The following is a 21,489-nucleotide window of genomic DNA, read 5'->3' as shown; positions in this document are numbered from 1 at the left end:
ATGAATACAGTATTGAATTGGAAGAAAGGTCTCTTGTCATGCAGTTTTAAACTCATGGAAGGAGGAAATAATGTCGGTTTCCTGAAAGGAAAATCATTTGGACAATCAGCAGAAGGAGAAGTTTTTGGCAATCGCTATGGGTTCAATACTTATGGTGTGTTTCGAAAACAAACAGAAATTCTGGATGGGAAGGATGGTTCGGTCATTGGCAAGGTAAAGTTTGATTGCTGGATGCCAAAAGCCCGAATAGAGATAGGAGATAAAACCTATTACTGGAAGTTTAAAAATATATGGGAAACTCGGTGGGAGATCTATGATGATAAAGGAACTCAAGTATCTTTTTGTGGTCATTCTATGAAAGGGAAAGCAGTTTCCTTAGAAACCGAAGAGATCCTGAGTCTCGTGGGCCTCTTTGTTTCAAATTTCTACTGGGAAATGTCGGGGCTCTTTATAGCTGTCATTTCACCCATTGCCTTTATATAGGCTAGAATTTTTCTCCATTGTATGGGACTTTGTGAGTTTTTCATGACCTTATGGTATAAAACCCATAAGCATGTTTACTACTCACTCACAAAAAATCATCCAATGGGGAATGCTTTTCTCCCTATCTCTTTTACTTTCCTGTTCTCCTGCGAAAAAAGAAACAAGTAAAGAAGCCCCTTCGCAAACATCAACAAATGAAGCCTATGCGCTTTTCGATGGAAAGAGCCTAATGGGTTGGGAAGGACCCGAAGAGTTTTTTCGTATTGAAGCCGAAGCGATCATTGCCGGAAGTCTGGAAAAAGAAATTCCCAGCAATCTTTTCATGTGTACGGAAAAGGAGTTCGAAGACTTTGACCTGAGCCTTAAGGTGAAGTTTCAACCCTATAAAAATAATGGAGGAATTCAGATTCGCAGCGAACGTATCCCCAATGATCATGAGGTGATTGGCTATCAGGTGGATGTGGGTTATGCGGGAGAAACCCCCGTCTGGGCCTCGGTTTATGATGAGTCCCGCCGAAATAAATTTATTGCTGAAGCAGACGCTGATCAGATTTTAGCCCTCCTGAAAAAAGATGATTTTAATGAATACCGTATCCTTTGTCAGGGACCGAGTCTGAAGGTTTGGTTCAATGGAGAGCAAGTGATTGATTATATGGAAGAGGAAGAAGGAATTGCGCGTAGCGGAAAAATCTGTGTACAGATACATGGAGGCTCTCCTGCTGAGGCCAGTTATAAAGATATTATGATCAAGGAATTGTGAGATAAACCTTTGGGGTAGCTATAACTGATAGCTTGAGATCCGGACTCTTGAATTAAGTATCAGGCATCTTATCACATCTAGCTGTCATCCCGGTATCTATCAGATATCCGGGATCTCAAGCGAGAACGTATTTTCTCTTGTCTTGATTTGGATGCTCAATCAGGCCTTGGCCTTCTTTTTTAAGAGAGCATTCTTCATGCTCATCGGTTGACCGGTTGTTTCCAGCACATTTAGCCAAAGATCCCCTTCCAGATCGATCTTCTTCCGTTCTGCGGTAACCAGGTCAATGGGCAAGTACACAAACTTATTATTTCGCCTACCCACTACAAATCCCGTCTTGCCTGCCATAGCCCCATGTACGGCATTCAAACCGAGCTTATTACAAAATATACTATCGCTAGGGGTCGCAGGGGCACTTCTAATGATGTAACTGGGATCTATGTACTTTACATTGATCTCCATTTCAAGCTCCTTAAAATAGGCAAGGATCTCTTCCTTGAGGAAGATGCCGATATCTTTATGTAGGATGTTTCCGGATTTGTCTACTTCTCGCCCCTGATCTTCGAATAGAAATTGTCCTGCACCTTCCGCTACCACAATCACACAATGATGTTTGCTCTCCAATCGCTTTCGCACAATCTCCAGTAGGCCCTTTTCTCCATGTAGGTCGAACTCCATTTCCGGGACCAGAACAAAGTTTACCTCTGGCATGGCCAATGCTGCATTCGCCGCAATAAAGCCTGAATCTCTCCCCATAAGTTTGATAATCGCTACTCCATTGAAGGCTCCTTTCGCTTCATTATGAGCATCGCGGATTATCGGACTGGCGATGGTAAAGGATGTTTCAAATCCAAAGGTCTTTTCTATATGATTGATATCATTGTCTATGGTTTTGGGTACACCCGCGACAGAAATTTTCAATCCCCGTCTTTCAATTTCTTCACAAATCTTCATCGCTCCTGTCAGCGTACCATCTCCTCCTATGGTAAAAAGGATATTGATCCCATGACGCTCCAGGCAGTCAACGATTACGCTTACATCCTGTTTCCCCCTCGATGAGCCCAGCAGGGTGCCTCCAAATTGATGAATATCCGTAACCGCATCTGGATTGAGTTCCATAAAAGGAAATCCAAATTCGGGGATAAAACCTTTGTATCCGTATTGGACTCCATAGATTTTCCGTACCCCATAGCGATAATAAAGTCCCATCACCAAACTCCGGATTACATTGTTGATGCCAGGACAGAGTCCTCCGCAGGTAACAATTGCAACGGTGGTTTTAGAAGGATCGAAATAGATTTTTTCTCTGGGACCAGCTCGCTCCATAAACAGAGGTTCCTTGCTCTTCCCATTTGAATTGCTGTTTCTATCATCCCAAACCACATCAAAGAGTACTTTTTCACTTTCTTCGACGAAATTGAAGATTCTATCTCCCTGCTTTTTGGACAAGGTAATGGGAGATTTGACCTTGCATGGGCCCAGGGTTTTGACGTGGAAGTCTTTAGGTAGCATAGTTTTAATATTCAGATAAGCGGGGCGGAGCTTATATTAAATATAAGGAAAAGCTTATTTACTCAAGCTTAAATCCGTATTTAATTCTGCTTTTCCTATATTTCTACTCAGACGAAAAGAAAATGAAAACTACACTTTGCATCCCTTTTTTATTGATTAGCCTGGCTATGTATGCCCAGCCGGATAGAGATTATGACCTGATTCTGGAAGTTAAACAAGGCAAACTCAAAGGCAGCTATGATTCCGGTATCCATAGCTTCAAGGGAATTCCCTTTGCGCAGCCACCTGTAGGTGAACTTCGATGGAAAGCTCCTCAGGAGCCTCTGCCCTGGGAAGGGGTAAAAGAGGTCAATAAATTTGGGCCAAGAGCAATGCAAAGAGCCTTTTTCGATGATATGAATTTCCGTTCAGATGGGATGAGTGAAGACTGTTTGTATTTGAATGTTTGGACGCCTGCCCAAAAAGGAGATGAAAAGCTTCCGGTTTTGGTCTATTTCTATGGGGGAGGCTTGTTTACAGGAGATGGCTCAGAGTATAGATATGATGGGGAAAGTATGGCTCGCAAGGGCATCATTTCCATTACCGTAAACTATCGACTCAATGTGTTTGGCTTCCTTTCTCATCCCCAGCTGAGTGAAGAAACTGCTTATGCCGGTTCCGGTAATTATGGTTTTATGGATCAGTGGAAAGCATTGGAATGGATCCATGAAAATATAGCAGTATTTGGAGGCGATCCTGAAAAAATCACCATAGCTGGAGAGTCTGCGGGATCTGTTTCGGTTTGTGCACTTATGGCTTCTCCTGTCTCCAAAGATCTACTAGCTGGAGCGATTGGTTCCAGTGGTTCGATTATGGGTACCCTGGGAGCTGTTGAGATGAAGGAGGGGGAAAAAGTCGGGAAGCAGTTTCAGGAGAAAATAGGGGTAAATTCTCTGGAGGACTTAAGAGCTTTATCTGCTGAAGACATATTGGCTGCTACTGCTCAAATGAATCCCGTTGCTTTTGCTCCGACCATTGATGGATATTTCTTCCCAACCTCTGTCTACAAAATATTTGAAGCCAGAGAACAGGCGAAAATTCCGCTTTTGTTGGGGTGGAACTCACAAGAAGGATACTATCCCTCTGTTTTTCAGGGGAAAGAACCTAGCCTTGAAAATTATAAGGCTGCTTTGGAGAAGATGTATCCGGGGAAAGGGCAGGAAGCCTTTCAGGCTTATTTTGCACGTAATGAAGAAGAAGTGAAGCAAGTAGCTTCTGATTTGGCCGGAGATAACTTTACCGGATATAGTACCTGGAAGTGGGGCGAAATGCATGCAAAAAGTGGGCAGGCTGTCTTTCAGTATTTCTACAAACATCCTCGTCCGACTTTGGATGAAAATTCACCTAAAGGAGCCGTTCACTCTGCAGAGATCGAATATGCCATGGGCAATTTGCCGACCAATAAAGTCTATGCATGGACCGATGATGATTATCAACTTTCTTCCATTTTTCAAAGCTACTATTTCAACTTTGTTTCTCAAGGTGATCCCAATGGACTGGGACTTCCCATTTGGCCTGCAAAAAATAAAGGAGAAATACCTTATGTCTTGCAATTGGATGTGAATACCAAGGTTGAAAAAGAAATTAATCGCGAGCGCTATCTTTTTCTGGATAAGATGTATGAAGAGAGGTAAGCTTTGAAACTGGAGCCTTGAGAACCCACCGCCTCAGACTTCACTCCCTTATTCGCAGGGAATGATGCAGTGCGCGCATTGCCAGCTATTCTTATTTGGCGGCCAGATAGGGTTCGTTTTTATGGCTTAAGAAAGCACAGCCTCTGCTTCAATCTCTACTAAATATTCTCCTCCTATGATATCTGCCCGGATCAGGGTATTGGCGGGTTGGATATGGCGAAAGCGATCTCCATGGACACGAGAGATTACTTCCCAATCCTTCATGTTCTGAATGTAAACGCGTGTTCTAACGACATCTTCCAGCCTTCCGCCAAAGGACTGAATAGCTCCTTCGATTTTATCGATAACAAATTGCGTTTGAGCAAGGGGATCATTTCCTCCTATGACTTCTTTGCCATGGGTGGCAGTAGTACCGGAGATCAGTATGCGATTTCCTTTTTTTGTAGCGCGACTGAAGCCAGCAAGGTCTTCCCAGATGGTTCCACTTAGGACTTTGCTTCTGTCTCCATCGACTTCGATGACTTCATATGGAGCCGGAAAGGATTCGAGATGATGACTCAGGTCGCCGGATGCTGTGAGGAAAGGAGGTTTTCGGTATTCATCTCCACAATCTCCGGGAATGGTCCTTTGCTGAGAAAGATGCGCTTCAATTTTCTGGATATCCTCTTCAGTAAATCTTAGTTCAGCGATTTTCTTATTTGCATCCAAATATTTATCCCTGCCTAATCGTACTCCAACAATCACTCCTGCTACAGCTTTTTGCTGTAGGATATAAGCACTGGCAATCTGAGGAATACTATAGCCATGATTCTGGGCAATTTCGTTTAGAATTTTTAAGAGGGCTTGAAAGTTGTCCCATCCTCCGGACTCTTCGATGAATCGCCGATACTTCATTTGGGACCAGGTCTCCAGATTATCTATCCCCGGGTCGGTTTTCCCCAGCCACTTTTCGGCAAAAAATCCACCTGCCAAAGTTCCGAAGGCCAATAACTTCACCCCATGTTTTTCGCAAACCTGACTCATGGCTCCGGCTGCTCTTTGGTCCAATAAAGAAAAACATACCTGATTGGAAACTACTTCAATTCCGCTTTTAAGCACCATATTGAGGTGGGCTGCATCAAAATTGGTCAGGCCCAAATGTTGGATCAGGCCTTCCCGCTTTAATTCTTCTAAATAATAAAGATCATCCAGCCAGGCAGGATCCGCATAATTCCAGGCATGATATTGCAGCAGGTCCAGGCTTTCACTTTTCATCCGTTTTAAAGAGCGCTCAATGGCTGAACGAACCTTTTCTCTAGAAGAAGGGCCCGGTTCCGGAACCCATTTGGTAAAAAGCTGAACCGCTTTTTTATTCCCCAAAGCCTCTCTGAATAAACCTGAAATTAGTTCCGCAGAACCATAATGATCTGCCATGTCAAAACTGCACATGCCTTGATCCAGGTACTTTTGCATAGCTGTGGCTGCTTTCGCCAGATCAAGCTCTTTTCCATCTCTTTCCATATCTGCAATCTGCCAAAGGCCATTGACAATAGGAGAGATGGATAAGCCGGGAGCCAGTTCTATTTTGGGTAAGGACATAGGGAGTTCTTGATTATTCTTTAGGCAAATTGCGGAATTTCTCCTGAATATTTTCACCGGCAGCTTTCATCTGCCTGATTTTATAAACGTAAATCAAAGAGGCCAGTCCCATCACGATCAGCCAGGCATAAGTTGAGTGAAAATACCAGGCATCCAGTTCGGCAGTGAGATCTTTTCTTATATGGACAAAAAGGAATAAAGTCAGTAGCAAAATACCTCCGGTGGCAATCAAGCCTTGAATCCTTCTCGGACTCAGTTTATCCATTCCTTTGGCTATGTCAGGATTTCGTTTGGGAAGGCTAATAACTGTAACACACATCAGGAGAAAATTGACGAGCATGGACGTAACCATGATGTCTATACCCAGGAAGAAATCTCCTGCCCAATGACTTCCCATGATTCCGATACTAGCCATGACTCCACTTAGGATCAAGGCATTGACAGGTGTCTGGTTTTTGGGGTGAATGCGGGAAACAGATTTCGGGAAAATTCCATCTTCGGACCAGGCGAACATCAAACGGGAGACGGAAAGGAGCATAGCGGGTAAATCATTGATCAGAGCTATGGCTGCTCCTCCAATGATGAGCACTGACCATCCCGGAGATAGCAAATAACTCAGGAGGCCCGGTGCACTTATGTCTTTTGTCATGGCTTCTTCTGCTACAAAAGACCAGGGAACAGCTTGATAAATGGCTGCTGTAAAAAGAAAATAATAAGTGCCCACGCCGAGAATGGCAATCGCAATCGCAAGGGGGAGATTGCGGGAGGGATTCTTTGCTTCTCCTCCAGCCTGGGCGATACTGTCAAAACCAATGAAAGAAGAGAAGAGGAGAGCCGCCGCAGTCAGGAAGGTAGAGAAATTGAAACTGGCAACCTGGTCGGGAATTGTTCTGCCTTCATGCTCGAGGAGTTCTCTTGAGAAATCTTCGTGAGAAAAATGCAGAGCAGCAAAGATCACCACTGCTCCCAAAACAAACATAAGGATCATCAAAGGGATGAGGGTTCTTTCATAGGATTTCAAGCCTCGGATATTGATGCCTACAAAAGTCCAGAGTAGTACTAATGCAAGGATAAGTCTTACGATAGGCATTTCCAGACTTTCTGCTATTTCGTTCAGTTCCATAGCTGCTGCAGTATCCCGCAGAAAGGGAACTATGATATAGGAGATCACACCAATTGCGATGGAAAGTCCAAACCATTGAGAAAAACTCGCAACAAAGCCCAAATAAGGATGTAGGCCTCGACTGGCAAAGATATAGCTTCCTCCGGCACGCGGCATGGAGGAGGAGAGTAATGCATAGGCAAAGGCTGCCAGCAGGGCGGGAAGTGCTGCGAATAAAAAGGCATAAAGTACATAGGGGCCTATTCCGGGCACATTGCGCTGGATCATAAAGGGCACCACATAAACGGAGGCTCCCAACATGGAGCAAATGCCCGTTGCGGCAAGTCCCACTAGTCCCAGACGGCGACTTAAGCCGCTAGTAGATGTTGTAGTCATAGATCTCTCATTCCTGAATGATTCAGGTAATATAAGAGAAAAGATTGGGAGCCTGGCTTAGCTATGAGATTTTCTAAGGATTTTGAATCATGATCCTTTCCAGAATTTCTTCTTCTCCGCTTCTGAAGCGAATCAGATAAACCCCGGTAGAAGCCTTGTCCAAGTCTATGATCGCAAAGGGACCTTTAACAGCTCCTTCCTTGATTATTCTTCCCTGAAGATCCATGAGTTCAAAATCATAACTTTTGTCAAAAGGCATATCCAGGGATAGTTTTCCATCCTGAACGGGATTGGGATAAAAACTCAACTCAGAAGTCGGGGCCCGTAAAGCCTCTTCTTGTCTGCAGGATCCTCTATAGGTATAAGTGATCTGGTTGATAAACCAGCTTTCGGAAATGGGATTCCAGATTCCCCGGAATAGGCGGCCTATTGGAGCTTGGGGATCATTGGTAAATCCGACCATGGAAAATCCCACCCATTTTTCTTCTACTCTGTCCCAGTCAAAGGCAGCATAATACTCGACTGAACCCTCATCATTATAGGGATTTTCATTCTTACGACTTGGGTGAAATTCCTCAAGTTCTCTATCCCAGCGCCAGACGATATTTGCAATTCTTCGACCTTCTGTATCATATTCATAGGAGAATCGCATGCCATCTCGTATGTTTTGCTGATCATCATAAGTAAAATTCTGCAATTGGGCCAATTCCCCTTCAAGGGTGTATTCCCGCTCATAAACTCTCTCCAGACGAAGGGGGCTATTTCCGAAATTGCTTCTGTATTCCACCTTCCGGATTTCCCGTGAGTTTTGATCATAGGTATATTCATCCTTATTCTCTAGCATCCAACTAGACGAATCCGGATTCCAGGAAAAGGATTCTCGGAGGATCAAATTATTATCCGTATCGAATAAGCTTTCTCGTCTTTCTTCTGCTATTACATTGCTCGATCCGGGTGCCTGAGAAAAGCTCTGGTACAAAAGCTCCTCTCCCTGATTATTGTAGCTGTAATCTTCAATAAATCGAAATCCGCTAGGGATTTGGGTTCCTACATTCCGGAGGATGCGTCCTTCAGTTGTATAATTTCTTTCATTTATCCAGAAATTTCGCCATGACTCTGTATCCTCTTCCCATGCAAATATCCTTTCATAAAGTACTCTCCCGTCCTGATCTCTCTCATTTTCGGTCTTTCTATCGAAGATCCATTTTTCAAACTCTTCTGACCAATTAGCATCGATACGTTCTGCCTGATAGCCATTTGTGTCGTATTTAAATGCTACTCTAGCGCCCGTCCAGGTATTTCCGTCCTTTTGATAATACTTACTTTCATTCAGTATTACTTGCCTGGATTTGTTGAAGTATATATAATCCTCATTCAGTTTAAGCCAGATCTTGCTAATTGCGTCCCATTCGTATCGCTCTTTCCATTCGATTTCAGGGCTTTCATAAGAGAGATCTTTCCAGCTATTGACCCATCGGTTTTCAGCCTGGCTCCATTGAGAATAAGTAACAAATCTTCTTTGTCCATTTTCTTCAATTTTTTCTTCTTTTTTTGCTATCGGGGTCCAGCTTCTGTTGAAAGGATCCCATCTCGAGCTTATGCAGCTCGCAAAATTGTAGCAAACACTTCCGGAAGCATAATTGCTATAGGTACATACCTCTTTCTCGGAGATCAGAGAATCATTGGGGGACTGGAATTGGAAAAAGAGAACAGAGTCTGTCCGGACTTCCTGTGCCTGTAGGGGAAAGCATTGTATACAAAATAGATAGCCTAATAAAAAGGCTAACTGTCCTGTAGTTAGAAGAGTTTTCATGACGGTTTTTATCTAAAGGAAATATCTACCAGGGATGATTGACGATCACTTTCTTTTGTACTTCTGTATCCAGGAATCTAAATGAGAGAATATAGACACCGTTTTGCAGCTCTCCTACATCCAGTTGCAAGAGATTACTCTCGGATTCCCCTTGCATAATCTTTCTTCCATCTATCCCTATCAATTCATATGTGAAAGGCCGGAGATCAGCAAGGACTTGTAGGTAATTATCCGTAGCAGGATTCGGGAAAATTCTGAATCTATCAATGTCTCGTTCTACTATATTTTCTTGTTCACATACTCCCCAGCTATAAATTTTGCTCTCTGAAATGCTGAATTCGTTCAGATTTACATCCCAGGTATAGGTGCCTACCCGTTTATAATTTCCAGAGCCTACATAGCTGTAAGTGCTTTTTCTTTGTCCCTGCCAACTAGCAAGAGCTGTATCCCATCGATAGGTCTCGTTTAGGATGGTTTGCCCGCTAGGATTGAAGCCCCGATCATATCTGTTTTGCGGAATAAACTCTCTGCTTTCTTGGGAATAATCAGAATATATATCGCTGATATTGCGCCCTTGAGAATCAAAGACAGTCTGATACCTGAATCCATAGTAGCGATTATCAAAGGTGCTGAAATAGAGGGATCTTCTATCATTTACTCTGTCCTGCTCATCATAGCTTGTCTCTTCCCTGACCATCAATATAAAGTCGTTTGAATCGGCCACCCATTGAAAAGCTTCAAAAAGAGAATCCTTCCCCTGGGAATTTAGCTCTGCAGAACTAAAGACATCCAAAACCCACATTTCATTTTCCCATCTATAAACCTCTTCTCCTATCTGCCAACCATTGGCATTGAATCTTCGCTCTCTTTTTCGCTCGAAGCTTAAAGGTGCAAGGGCATTAGGCCTACTAGAAGTAATAACAGATATGATGTTTCCGAGTGAATCGTATTTGTATTCGGTCAACTGATCAACAAAATCTCTGAAGTTTTGGAAAATGATAGCAGTCCTGTTACCCATAGCATCATAATTGGTTTGGTTGAACGTCTCCAGTTCCCAATCTTCAATATCATTTCTCCAGTAATAAGAGGTTTCTGTAAAATTTCTTCCCTGGCTTGTATAGGTATATTCAAAGCGAGAGCTTTGTACCCATTCTTTTTTTATATCATCCCAAATATCTCCCAGGGTTTCCACTCTTTGACCAATATCATTATTGGTGCTTGTTTCTCTCCTCCCGGAAGTAGTTCTATCATTGAAATCTGTTCGCTTCAACTCAAAAAAATACCCTCTATCAGAGGAGCGATTGCTAAAATAATCAACAGCGACCCACTCTTTAGCCTCCCTATCATAAGCATATCTGTAGCTGCTATAGCTATTATTGGGCGAAAAGTAAACTTCTTTATAAGCGGGTATCCATTCTCTTTCTGCATTGTCCCACTCAAAGGAAATGGCTGCTCTTGTGTTTTTTGCATCATCTCTCCGAAAATCTTCTTTTCTCACAGGCTCCCACTTATTGAATGAAAAATTCCAATTATAGTCGATGCAAGAGCTGAAATTGAAACAGTCAGAATCACCCTTGATATTGGAATAACTACAGACTCTTTTTTGGATGGGGATCGAATCTGTAGGGGAAAGAATGGAGTAGGTATAGGTACTGTCTAATCGGACCTGCCCATTTAGCTCAGTGGTGAGACCCAAAAGAAGTGAGATTGAAAGAATCCAAATCGCCGAAATCGGGTAATAGTTTTTCATGGAATGGTTCTTTAGGTTAGCGGTAGTCGATGTTTAGAACAAGTATATTAGGGTTACTCTATATATAAAAATACAATAAGTCTTCGAATTTTATGACAAATTTATGGGAAAGGACAGATATTTACTCCTATTAGACGCAAAATACGAAACGGAATAAACCATGCCCGCGATAAAATTTAGTTGCCACAAATTCATTTCAGTCCTACCTGAAAAAATCTCCAGCCAAATTGCAGATATAGAGAAATGGAAAGACTTTAAGGGATACGGTTTTCTCCCCGGCATTGCGGATGCTTATTTCGATCCTAAAACTCCCGATATGGCCGGTTCAAAGATTTGGGTAGAAAATACGGATGGATCAAAACACATAGAAGAAATTCTTTTATGGAAGGCAGATGCTGAAATCCTGATGAAATTATATGGGTTTTCTCCTCCTTTAAAAGGGATAGCCAGCCACTTTATGGAGCATTGGCAGCTAGAGAAAGTCGCAGGTGGGACCATGGTAGAAAGGGCATTTGAGCTTCATCCGAAATCTATCTTTACGCAGCCTTTGCTTTGGTTGATTTCTCTTTTTTTCAGAAAAGCCATAGATAAGCATTTGGATGAAATGGCAAGGAATCCTTAGAGGACCTGAGGAAAAAAAAAGGGCTGCCATCCGGCAGCCCTTTTCTGATAATATCAAAACTTAGCAGTTACAGCATGCGTTTTGAGAGAGATTTGGGTTTCTGTCTATTTCTCTTTGAGGAATAGGCCAAATGTCATGACAAGGCTGGTATCCAGAGATTTCAGCTTGCGCTCTACCTGTTCTTCTCAAGTCGAGGTATCTATGAGCCCCTTCGAAAGAAAGCTCTATCAATCTCTCCTGAAGAATCAAATCCAGGAAGTTTGAAGCGTCCAGCGTAACATCAGCCAATCCGGCTCTGGCTCTTACCTGGTTGATCCAGGAACTCGCATCAGTGAAGTTGCCCAGTCTGGCTTGAGCTTCTGCAGCTATCAATACCAATTCAGCATGACGACTGATGATCAGTGGATCAGTTCCTGTACCAGAAATACCCGATGCAAAGTCATCGTATTTTAATACAAATGGAACAAGAGCGGTATCTGCCAGTCCACAAGCGGTCATCACTTCACCCACTTCCAATACAGAAGCCGCTTTACGCAAATCACCTGCCTCATAAGAAGCGAGGAATTTTGGAGAAGGTTCAACATCATGGCGACCACCACACTCGGCAGGACTATACCAGAAGTTCAAAACATTTCCATCTGTTGCAGTAAATCCAATACCATAGATTTGGTCTTGCAGGTAGCCAAAGGCACCCAGATCAAAGCCTGATCCCAGAACGGTAGTTGCTGAGGAAAGGGCATTATTCCAATCTTCCAGGTAGAGGTATACACGTGAAAGCAGAGCGGTTGCAGCTGAACTTGTAACCGTTAATACATCCCCATCTCCCAAATTCTGCTCAGCAAACTGTAAATCAGCAATCACCTGATCGTAGATAGCAGATTGAGCATCATTAGGGACATTGATCACATCTGGTGCTACCGAACGGGTAGGATTCAGGATAAGTGGGACATCTCCATAGTAATTAGTCAAGTAGAAGTAGCAAAGCGCACGCAGGAATCTTGCCTGAGCTACCGAGCTGCTTTTATCCTCCTCAGAGAAAGCTTCATCCTGAACCAGAGGAATCAATTCGATTACATTATTGGCGCGGTTGATCACGTCATAGAAATCGGAAAATACTCCTGCATTGGTACCATTTGAGGTCTGTACATTGAGGGTCGCGAATTCAAAGCGAGTTGGGAAAGTTCCGGTAAAGATGGCTTCATCTGAATAAATCTGAGCCAAAGCCAGGAATCCATCAAATAAAACAGTTCCATCCTGCAGACCATCATACACACCATTTAGCAGTGCATCGGCAGTCTTTTTATCGTTGATCCCGGCAGAAACGGGGATCGAATTTTGAGGTCTTACGTCCTCCAGGTTTATTGCATCGCAGGCAGTGGCTATGAGAGCGATCGCAATTACCTGAAGATATATAAATAAATTCTTCATTGTTGTAATAGTTTAGTGCTTAGAAGCCAATGTTAATTCCTCCTACAATGCTTCTTGCTTGAGGATAAGTAAGGAAGTCAGTTCCGGGAGCTGTATTGGTTTCTCCGAACGTACTTACTTCAGGATCAAACCAGGAGTAGTTGGTGAAAGTAATCAGGTTTTGACCGGTTACATACACCCGCAGTTTCTGCAATCCAATATTGTTCAGAATTGTTCTTGGGAAGGTGTAGGAAAGCGTAGCAACCTTCAAACGCAGGTAAGATCCATCTTCTACAAATCGAGTAGAATTTCTTCTGTTGTTATTGGGGTCCCCTCGTACAGCTCTTGGGAAATCAGCATCATCTCCTTCCATTTGCCATCTACCATCCCATGCACGTTGAGTTACAGAGAATACAGAGTGCATACCTTCAGCAAACTCAAGGTTGTTATTGTAGATATCATTCCCAAGAGAGAATTGCCAGAAAGTATTCAGCTCGATTCCTTTGTAGGCGAATATATTGGTTACACCACCCGTCCAGGAAGGTAGTCCCTGTCCGATAAAGGTTCTGTCTGCATCTGTAATTCTTCCATCTGGAGGAAGGTCATCAGCTGTTCCAAGAATACCATCATCACCGGCACCTCCGCTAATATCCTGGAAACGGAAATCTCCAGGAGCAGCACCTGGCTGATAAGGAGTCGTATCATCGCCGTCTAAAGCCGCATCAGCAGCAATTTGCTCATCATTTTGGTAGATATCATCAACTACATAGCCAAAGAAAGCACCGATAGGATGTCCTTCCGCCAAACGAGTAGCAAAACCTACATCAATAGGCTGGCTTTCGAATAGCTCCACAATCTCATTTTCATTATAACCTGCGATCAGGCTAATATCCCACTGGAAATCTTTGGTAGATACCGGAACAAAATTCAAGCTGATATCAAATCCTGTGTTTCTTACTTTACCGATATTTTCTGTTACACTGGCAAATCCAGTGGTAGTTGGGATCGGTTTGTTAAGTAGTAAATCATCAGTGTCTTTGATATAATATTCCAGGCTACCGCCAATTCGTGAGTCCAGAATTCCAAAGTCGATACCGATATTGGTTTGAGTTGTAGTTTCCCATCTTAGGTCAGGATTACCCAATTGAGTGGTAATGATACCGGGAAGGTCGAGGTAGTTAGCACCTGCTCCGAAAAGCTGTAGGGCTGTGAAGTTTCCGATACCATTGTTACCGGTTTGTCCCCATCCCACGCGAACTTTCAAGAGGTCAAATCCTCTACCTGTCATCCAGTCTTCATTGGACAGTTTCCATCCGGCAGAAACTCCGGGGAAGTATCCAAATTTGTTGTTTACAAAACGAGAGGATCCATCCGTACGGAATACACCCGTCACAAAAAGGCGATCTGCATAAGAGTAATCAACATTTGCAAAATAAGACTGCAATCTATCTCCGGAGAAACTTCCTGTAATGGTCGTAGGAGATGCTCCAGAAGAAAGACCGGTGAAATCATCAGTTGGGAAGTCATTTACTTCTGCGAAAAGACGATCGATTCTGTCTTCCTGAAACTCAGCACCGATATTCATGTCCAGTGTGCTGGCTCCAAAATTGGTGTTGTAGTTCAGGGTATAGTTGTTTACCCAGCGGAAGTCAGATACTTCACTATTGGTTCCGGTACCTGTATTGGATGATTGAAGGATAGAAGGTTCATAAACCGACTCTCTCAAATTCAAGGCATCAATACCCATCCCGACTTTGAGGGACAGACCATCCACAAATTCATATTTGGCAAAAGCATTACCGTTCAATCTGTGAGAAATGATCTTGTTGTCATAGTTTTCTATGTTGTTAACCGGATTTTCCCAACCTAAACCGGAAGCAAAAGATCCGTCATCATTTCTTACGGGAACAGTAGAAGGCCAAAGTATGGCAATGGATACAATCCCAAAAATGTTGTTGTCATTTCTTACCCGGTCATTGACAGAGTTGTTGTACCCCATATTCATACCAATGGTCAATTTGTCATTGGCCTGGTGGTCCAGATTCAGACGTGCACTGTAGCGCTGGAAGCGAGAACTTTCGATGATCCCTTCATTGTCATGATAGGACAGACCCGCGTAGAATCGTGTCTTTGCATCCCCACCACTAAAGCTAAGGCTGTAATCTTCGATGGTTCCATTGTTGAAAACCAGGTCCTGCCAATAGGTATCTCCCTGAAATCCTCCCAGGAAGAAGTTTCTGTCACCATAGATTTCTCCTAAATAGTCGCGATAATCTGCGGAGTCCAGTACAGGAATCAGTTTGATGGGATCTTGTGCACCATAAGAAGCATTGAAATTGATCTGAGTTCTACCTGCCTTTCCGGACTTGGTAGTAATCAGTACTACTCCATTGGCACCACGAGAACCGTAGATGGCCGCTGTAGAAGCATCTTTCAATACATTGATGGATTCAATGTCATTAGGGTTGAGGTCAGCCAGGGCATTTAAGTCCTGCCCACCTACTCCTACTTGTGAGAAGTTTCCGGAGATCAGAGGAACTCCATCAATTACATACAAAGGCTGATTAGTAGCAGAAATAGAGGTAGAACCTCTTACGCGAACATCTACACTTGCACCAGGCGTACCTGAAGCTTGAGTTACAATTACTCCTGCAGCTCTGCCTCGGAGTGCGGTTTGTAAGCCTACACCGGGAACATCCTGAATAACCTCAGAATTTACAGTAGAAATAGCTCCTGTTACGTCACCAGATCTTTTGGTTCCATACGCAGTTACTACTACTTCATCTACTCCCAGATAGTCTTCAACCAGTGTGATTGTGTAGTTCGTGTTGCCATCGAGTTTGATCTCTTGGGTCTTGTAGCCTACATAAGTTACTACTAATGCAGTAGCACCTTCGGGCACAGTCAATTTGAAGTTGCCTTCATTATCGGTAGAGGTACCAAAGGTCGTTCCTTTTACCACAACTGAGGCAAAACTGAGCGGCCCATCAGCATCTCTTACGGAGCCTGTAATGGCTTGACTCCATAAAAAGGAGCAGCAGATTACCATCAGACTCACTAGCGTTGATAGTCGTTTCATAACGTTAGATTAGAATTGAAAACATGTGAGAAAGAACGTGTGCTATCCTACTTGGATATGATCATGGTATTCTTAAGAAATCATGGTTTGCACTTGTGTTTTTTGGTTAGTGAATGTGTGTATAATTCTTAGTGTTTGAACATAGGTTGATCATGCTTAACTGTCCATAATAACGAAAAGTTTTGAGGAAGGTCTACTTCGGCTATCTAAAAATTATTCATGCAAGGGACAAGAAAACCCTCAAACAAGGCATTTAGATTGCTCTTGAGCCGTAAATCCCACAGTTATTTATTTTGTCTTTTCTTTCAATTCTTCAAATAATTTTAGATTATCGTGGCTACTTTCCTCTCCAACATTCTACAATTATGCGTGTACTTTCATTTGGTGAAATTCTCTGGGATATTATAGAGGGAAAATACTATATCGGAGGAGCCCCTTTCAACTTCGCTTCTCATATCACTCGTTGTGGGGCTGAGACTTATATGGTATCAAGATTGGGAAAAGATGAGTGGGGCGAAAAAGCTTTTGAGGAAGCGAGAAAATTAGGCATCTATCCTAACTTCATTCAATGGGATAAGGAAAAACCCACGGGCACAGTGGATGTATTTCTCAAAAATGGTCAACCTTCCTATACCATCAATCCCGAAGTCGCATATGACTACCTTGATTTTGAGGAATTGATTCAGTCAGGATTAAAGGAGGAATCCTTTGATATGTTTGGTTTTGGTTCCCTGGCTCAAAGAAATGAAGCATCCCGAAGCTGTCTTTATCGCATCCTTGAAAGTCTTAGATTCGAGCATATCTTTTATGATGTGAATTTGAGAAAAGATTGTTATTCCGCGGAGATTGTAAATGATTCCCTGAAATACAGTACAATTCTGAAACTCAATGATGATGAGGTGCCCATCATTTCCGAATTTACGTTTTCCGAAAAAATGGGAATAGAGGATTTTTGTAAAAGAGCTGCAGCTGAAAGAGGGCAGGAAATCGTGATCGTTACTGCAGGGGGAGCCGGTTGTTTCATTTACCACGAAAACAAACTGCATAAAGTCCCCGGGAAAAAAGTAAAAGTAGTGGATACGGTGGGAGCAGGTGATTCTTTTAGTGCAGCCTTCCTGGCAATGTATTTCAAAAAAGGAGATCCGGTTTATGCTGCCTCTGTTGCAAATCAGCTGGGAGCCTTTGTAGCCTCTTCTCATGGACCCATTCCCACCTATTCTGATGAATTGAAAAAAATCCTGGAGATTGACTAAGGTCTGCTTGAGGAAAAATCACGCATTCTGCTTACCTTGTAAATAAGGATTAAAACTACTGGCGGACGGCTCTTCAGGATGCTGTCTCCTGCAATACCGGAATTCATGAGAATTAAGATTGGCGGCAATTCCTTTCTGTTGGGTCTAATGCTTATCCTTTTGATAAGTCTTTCCTCCTGTCAGCAATCATCTTCTAGTACATCAGCAAAAGGAATCATTGGTATTACTGTGATGAGTTCCGAAAATCCTTTTTTCAATGTTCTCGCAAATGCAGCTGCTGAAGAGGCACGCAAACATGGATATGAAACGGAAATTCTGAGTGGGGATAATGATCCCGATAAGCAGGATCGCCAAATGAAGGATTTTATTGCGAAAGAAGTAGCGGGAATTATCATTTCACCTTGTAATGCACATGCAATTGGAGCTTCTATCAAATCTGCCAATAAGGTAGGCATACCTGTTTTTATGGCTGATACCGGTTGTACAGATAGCACGGCCAAAACCGTTAGTACCATTACCACTGCCAACTATGAAGGAGGTATACAAGCGGGCAATGCTATGGTAGAATTACTGGGAGGAAAAGGAGGAGACATCCTGGTTCTGGATTTCAAGTCGGCTGAGTCTTGTTTAAAAAGAGTGGCTGGATTTAAGAAAGTGATGATCGAGTATAATGCAGCGAATCCAGATGCAGAAATCAGAATAGTCAGTGAATTGAAAAGTGGAGGAAGGAGAGATATTGCCAACCAATCTACCAGTGATGCTTTACAAGCACATCCCAATTTAAAAGCCATCTTTGCGATCAATGACCCTGCTGCTTTGGGGGCATATGCGGCCCTTGAAAAGGTTGGGAAAGAGGAAGATATAGATATCATAGGATTTGACGGAATGCCGGAGGGAAAACGAGCCATAAAAGAAGGGAAAATCTATGCGGACCCGATACAGTTTCCAGATCGGATCGGTCAGATGACAGTTCAAACCATGATGCGCTATTTTGATGGAGAGGAAGTGGAAAAAGATGTACTCATCGATACTTACCTCTACAAAAAAGCAGATGCAGAAAAAGACCCCAGCCTGAACTAGGCTGAAAATATAAATACTACTACTAAGACTCGAAATACATGTCGCAAGCTTCGGATAGTATGGTTTTGTCCATGCGGGAAATTCATAAGCATTTCCCGGGTGTACATGCCTTAAAGGGCGTGGATCTCGACCTTCGGGAAGGAGAAGTTTTGGCCTTGTTGGGGGAAAATGGAGCCGGTAAAAGTACCTTGATCAAAATGCTGGGAGGAGCCCATAAACCTTCTGCCGGAAGTATAGAGTTGTTTGGCGAAAGGGTGGAAATATCTAGCCCCCAAATGGCCCAAAAGCTGGGAATAGGAATTATCTATCAGGAATTCAACCTGGTTCCTCATCTGAATGCACGTGAAAATATCTTTCTGGGAAATGAGATTACCCGCGGCTGGATGATCCATCGATCAGAAGAAGGCCGACAGGCAAAGGAATTATTCGATAAATTGGGCATAGCAATCAATCCTGAAATTCCTTGCTCGAGACTGAGCATCGCCCAACAACAAATCGTTGAGATTGCGAAAGCCCTCTCTCAACATGCCCGCATCCTCGTCATGGATGAACCCAGCGCCACCCTAAGCCCGCAGGAAGTCCAGGGATTATTTCGCATCATCCGGGAACTCAAAGAAGAGGGAATTAGCATTATCTATATCAGCCATAGACTGGATGAAATATTTGAAATTTGCGATCGCATCCTGGTTTTACGAGATGGAGAATATATCGCTACCAAATCGATCGAAGAAGTGGACCGCCGCAGCCTCATCGAGATGATGGTTGGTAGGACAGTAGAAGATGAGTTTCCCAAAGTGTATCAGGAAATAGGAGATAAAATCCTGGAGGTTAAAGGCTTGTCAGGTGGAGGATTTGTTCGAAACATATCCTTCGAAATCAGGGCAGGGGAAGTACTGGGATTTACAGGACTCATTGGGGCTGGAAGAACAGAAGCAATGCGACTGATTTTTGGAGCAGATGAAAAGGATGAAGGAGAAATTTATAAACATGGGAAGCTCTTGAATATACAGCAACCACGTGATGCTATCAGCGCGGGTATTTGTCTGCTGACGGAGGATCGGAAGGCAGAAGGACTGGTCCTGATAGAAAGTGCAAAAAACAATTTCGCCCTGCCCAATCTCAAAGAATTTTCACAAAGGTCCCTGATGAATCCGAGAAAAGAGAAATCTGCTTTTGAGGACTTTCGGTCAAAGGTAAGGCTCAAAGTATCCTCGTTTGATCAAATGGCGGGTAATCTAAGTGGAGGAAATCAGCAAAAGCTGGTGCTCATGAAGTGGCTGCAAAAAGATTGTGAAGTCATCATTTTTGACGAACCTACTCGCGGTATAGACGTGGGAGCCAAATACGAAATATACCAACTCATAAATGCCCTGGCAGCAGAAGGTAAAGCCATCATTCTGGTCAGTTCTGAATTGCCGGAAGTGCTGGGCATGTCTGATAGAATCCTGGTGATGAGAAAGGGAGAAATAGCTGGAGAAATACAAGAGGTAGCCTCCGCAAATCAGGAAGATATCATGGAGTTAGCGGTACACTAAAAATATGGATAAAGAAGAATTACAAGACATCTGGAAGCGCCTGTTGGCAGACTATGGCATGGTACTCGTTTTGCTGGCCCTGATTGCCTTCTTTAGCATCATGACTATCAGCGAGGAGGAGGCGAAAGGGAAGGCTGCTGCTACAGAACTCCTCACCCAAATCAATGGGGAAGGTCAGGAGCAATCTGTACTTATCCTTAGCAATATTGGTCCGGACGATTTGGAGATGTCCGCTTCTTTGGCAGAAAAACTGCGTATGGCCGGACATGAAGTTCTGGCAATTGTAAATGCTGATCCTCCCTCCGTTGCACGACAACTTCGACAACTCCAGGAAGAGGGAAAAGCAATAGACTTTATTGCCACTACCAAAAACATTGCGCATTGGGGGGTGATTCAAAAAGCTTCTGCCAAATATAGTGTTGCTGCCGAGGCAAGCATTATTCAACCTTCCTCCGGCAAATTCCCCCGCTTCCTGAAAAGAGATAATCTCCGAAATATAGCAGATAGAATATCAGTCATTGCCATTTTGGCTATAGGGATGACCCTGGTCATCATTACTGCGGGCATTGACCTCTCCGTAGGAAGTTTGATCGCTCTGGCTGCAGTAAGTGTTTCCCTCTTCATCCAACAGATGGGAGCGGATGCTGCGGGAGGAGGAGCTCTTTTTATGGCAAGTGTGATGGCTATCCTACTCTGTGGCCTGATGGGCTTTTTCTCGGGAGCCCTCAGTACTACCTTTAAGATCACTCCTTTTATCGCAACCCTTGCCATGATGATGATCGCGCGGGGGCTGGCCTATAAATTCTCAAATGTAACCACTATCCCTGTAAATAATGAAGCTTTTGCCGTCTTGGGGAAAGGTCGTTTCGCAGGAGTACCGGTATCCGTAATTATCATGAGCCTTTTGTATGCCGGGGCCTGGTTCCTGATGCACTGGACAACCTTCGGAAGAAGAATTTATGCCATAGGAGGGAACCTGGAAGCAGCTCGACTCTCCGGAGTACCCGTAAATAAAGTCCTGCTTTGGGTCTATACCATTTGTGGTTTGCTTGCCGGATTAGGAGGAGTTATTACCGCCTCAAATCTTGCCGGTGGAGCAGCTACCTACGGGGATTATTATGAGCTCTATACCATCGCGGCAGTTGTGGTTGGGGGAACGAGCCTCATGGGAGGTCAGGGAAAGATCATGGGAACCCTGATCGGAGCATTTATTATTGCTGTCATCCAAAGTGGTATGAACCAGTTGGGGATAGAATCCAATACACAGAAGATCGTTTTTGGCCTCGTCATTATTGGGGCCATTGTTAGCGATAAATACAAAAGAAAAGAAATCACGACTTCGCAATTGCTCTTTTTGCTTGTAGGAATAGGGAGCGCAGCTCTTGCTGTATACTTTTTCCTCCAAAGTATTTATCCCGAAAACTTTAGCTAGGAGTATTTGAATTG

Annotated in this window: 15 protein-coding genes; 8 read left to right on the top strand and 7 right to left on the bottom strand. The window is 43.4% G+C overall.

Annotated features, from left to right (window positions below; genetic code table 11):
* A complete protein-coding gene (locus R8P61_19955) occupies positions 1-483 on the top strand; it encodes a hypothetical protein (protein ID MDW3649353.1) in 483 nt (160 codons plus the stop codon).
* A 70-nt stretch (positions 484-553) separates the two neighbouring features.
* Positions 554-1,243 carry a DUF1080 domain-containing protein gene (locus R8P61_19950; GenBank protein MDW3649352.1) on the top strand — a complete coding sequence of 230 codons (690 nt, stop codon included), beginning with the start codon at positions 554-556 and terminating at the stop codon, positions 1,241-1,243.
* Between the two features lie 159 nt (positions 1,244-1,402).
* Here R8P61_19950 and R8P61_19945 read toward each other — a convergent pair whose 3' ends face one another.
* Positions 1,403-2,755 (bottom strand): ATP-dependent 6-phosphofructokinase, encoded by a 1,353-nt coding sequence (locus R8P61_19945; GenBank protein ID MDW3649351.1) that lies wholly within the window; start codon positions 2,753-2,755, stop codon positions 1,403-1,405.
* A 122-nt stretch (positions 2,756-2,877) separates the two neighbouring features.
* On the opposite strand from R8P61_19945, the gene R8P61_19940 reads away from it, so the two are divergent.
* The gene (locus R8P61_19940) at positions 2,878-4,428 is read left to right on the top strand and encodes a carboxylesterase family protein (GenBank protein ID MDW3649350.1); all 1,551 of its coding nucleotides are present in this window, start codon (positions 2,878-2,880) and stop codon (positions 4,426-4,428) included.
* 126 nt (positions 4,429-4,554) lie between these two features.
* Here R8P61_19940 and R8P61_19935 read toward each other — a convergent pair whose 3' ends face one another.
* The 4 genes from R8P61_19935 to R8P61_19920 form a co-directional block, all read right to left on the bottom strand.
* A complete protein-coding gene (locus tag R8P61_19935) occupies positions 4,555-6,006 on the bottom strand; it encodes an aldo/keto reductase (GenBank protein MDW3649349.1) in 1,452 nt (483 codons plus the stop codon).
* Between the two features lie 13 nt (positions 6,007-6,019).
* Positions 6,020-7,504 (bottom strand): APC family permease, encoded by a 1,485-nt coding sequence (locus tag R8P61_19930; GenBank protein ID MDW3649348.1) that lies wholly within the window; start codon positions 7,502-7,504, stop codon positions 6,020-6,022.
* Between the two features lie 73 nt (positions 7,505-7,577).
* A complete protein-coding gene (locus tag R8P61_19925) occupies positions 7,578-9,317 on the bottom strand; it encodes a T9SS type A sorting domain-containing protein (GenBank protein ID MDW3649347.1) in 1,740 nt (579 codons plus the stop codon).
* A 25-nt stretch (positions 9,318-9,342) separates the two neighbouring features.
* Entirely contained in the window at positions 9,343-11,067 is a 1,725-nt protein-coding gene (locus R8P61_19920) for a T9SS type A sorting domain-containing protein (protein MDW3649346.1), read from the bottom strand.
* Between the two features lie 160 nt (positions 11,068-11,227).
* On the opposite strand from R8P61_19920, the gene R8P61_19915 reads away from it, so the two are divergent.
* Positions 11,228-11,689, top strand: coding sequence for a hypothetical protein (locus tag R8P61_19915; protein MDW3649345.1), 462 nt, complete (start codon positions 11,228-11,230; stop codon positions 11,687-11,689).
* Between the two features lie 60 nt (positions 11,690-11,749).
* Here the strand turns inward: R8P61_19915 and R8P61_19910 are convergent, their stop codons facing one another.
* Together R8P61_19910 and R8P61_19905 are read right to left on the bottom strand one after the other, a co-directional pair.
* Positions 11,750-13,117 (bottom strand): RagB/SusD family nutrient uptake outer membrane protein, encoded by a 1,368-nt coding sequence (locus R8P61_19910; GenBank protein MDW3649344.1) that lies wholly within the window; start codon positions 13,115-13,117, stop codon positions 11,750-11,752.
* Between the two features lie 19 nt (positions 13,118-13,136).
* Entirely contained in the window at positions 13,137-16,175 is a 3,039-nt protein-coding gene (locus tag R8P61_19905) for a TonB-dependent receptor (protein MDW3649343.1), read from the bottom strand.
* 365 nt (positions 16,176-16,540) lie between these two features.
* On the opposite strand from R8P61_19905, the gene R8P61_19900 reads away from it, so the two are divergent.
* From R8P61_19900 to R8P61_19885, 4 genes are all read left to right on the top strand, one after another.
* A complete protein-coding gene (locus R8P61_19900; protein MDW3649342.1) occupies positions 16,541-17,428 on the top strand; it encodes a PfkB family carbohydrate kinase in 888 nt (295 codons plus the stop codon).
* Positions 17,429-17,533: 105 nt separating this feature from the next.
* On the top strand, positions 17,534-18,508 hold the full coding sequence (locus tag R8P61_19895; protein ID MDW3649341.1) for a substrate-binding domain-containing protein: 975 nt from the start codon (positions 17,534-17,536) through the stop codon (positions 18,506-18,508).
* 38 nt (positions 18,509-18,546) lie between these two features.
* Positions 18,547-20,043 carry a sugar ABC transporter ATP-binding protein gene (locus tag R8P61_19890; protein MDW3649340.1) on the top strand — a complete coding sequence of 499 codons (1,497 nt, stop codon included), beginning with the start codon at positions 18,547-18,549 and terminating at the stop codon, positions 20,041-20,043.
* A gap of 4 nt (positions 20,044-20,047) precedes the next feature.
* The gene (locus tag R8P61_19885; protein MDW3649339.1) at positions 20,048-21,475 is read left to right on the top strand and encodes an ABC transporter permease; all 1,428 of its coding nucleotides are present in this window, start codon (positions 20,048-20,050) and stop codon (positions 21,473-21,475) included.
* Positions 21,476-21,489 lie beyond the last annotated feature (14 nt).

Source organism: Bacteroidia bacterium (genome assembly GCA_033391075.1).
Lineage (GTDB): Bacteria > Bacteroidota > Bacteroidia > J057 > J057 > JAWPMV01.
Note: the sequence above shows the minus strand (reverse complement) of the source record. Positions and strands in the feature narration are given on the sequence as shown.

Coding starts and splice junctions, on each gene's coding strand:
- R8P61_19955 (MDW3649353.1), top strand. CDS start 1: ATGAATACAGTATTGAATTGGAAGAAAGGTCTCTTGTCATGCAGTTTT.
- R8P61_19950 (MDW3649352.1), top strand. CDS start 554: ATGTTTACTACTCACTCACAAAAAATCATCCAATGGGGAATGCTTTTC.
- R8P61_19945 (MDW3649351.1), bottom strand. CDS start 2,755: ATGCTACCTAAAGACTTCCACGTCAAAACCCTGGGCCCATGCAAGGTC.
- R8P61_19940 (MDW3649350.1), top strand. CDS start 2,878: ATGAAAACTACACTTTGCATCCCTTTTTTATTGATTAGCCTGGCTATG.
- R8P61_19935 (MDW3649349.1), bottom strand. CDS start 6,006: ATGTCCTTACCCAAAATAGAACTGGCTCCCGGCTTATCCATCTCTCCT.
- R8P61_19930 (MDW3649348.1), bottom strand. CDS start 7,504: ATGACTACAACATCTACTAGCGGCTTAAGTCGCCGTCTGGGACTAGTG.
- R8P61_19925 (MDW3649347.1), bottom strand. CDS start 9,317: ATGAAAACTCTTCTAACTACAGGACAGTTAGCCTTTTTATTAGGCTAT.
- R8P61_19920 (MDW3649346.1), bottom strand. CDS start 11,067: ATGAAAAACTATTACCCGATTTCGGCGATTTGGATTCTTTCAATCTCA.
- R8P61_19915 (MDW3649345.1), top strand. CDS start 11,228: ATGCCCGCGATAAAATTTAGTTGCCACAAATTCATTTCAGTCCTACCT.
- R8P61_19910 (MDW3649344.1), bottom strand. CDS start 13,117: ATGAAGAATTTATTTATATATCTTCAGGTAATTGCGATCGCTCTCATA.
- R8P61_19905 (MDW3649343.1), bottom strand. CDS start 16,175: ATGAAACGACTATCAACGCTAGTGAGTCTGATGGTAATCTGCTGCTCC.
- R8P61_19900 (MDW3649342.1), top strand. CDS start 16,541: ATGCGTGTACTTTCATTTGGTGAAATTCTCTGGGATATTATAGAGGGA.
- R8P61_19895 (MDW3649341.1), top strand. CDS start 17,534: ATGAGAATTAAGATTGGCGGCAATTCCTTTCTGTTGGGTCTAATGCTT.
- R8P61_19890 (MDW3649340.1), top strand. CDS start 18,547: ATGTCGCAAGCTTCGGATAGTATGGTTTTGTCCATGCGGGAAATTCAT.
- R8P61_19885 (MDW3649339.1), top strand. CDS start 20,048: ATGGATAAAGAAGAATTACAAGACATCTGGAAGCGCCTGTTGGCAGAC.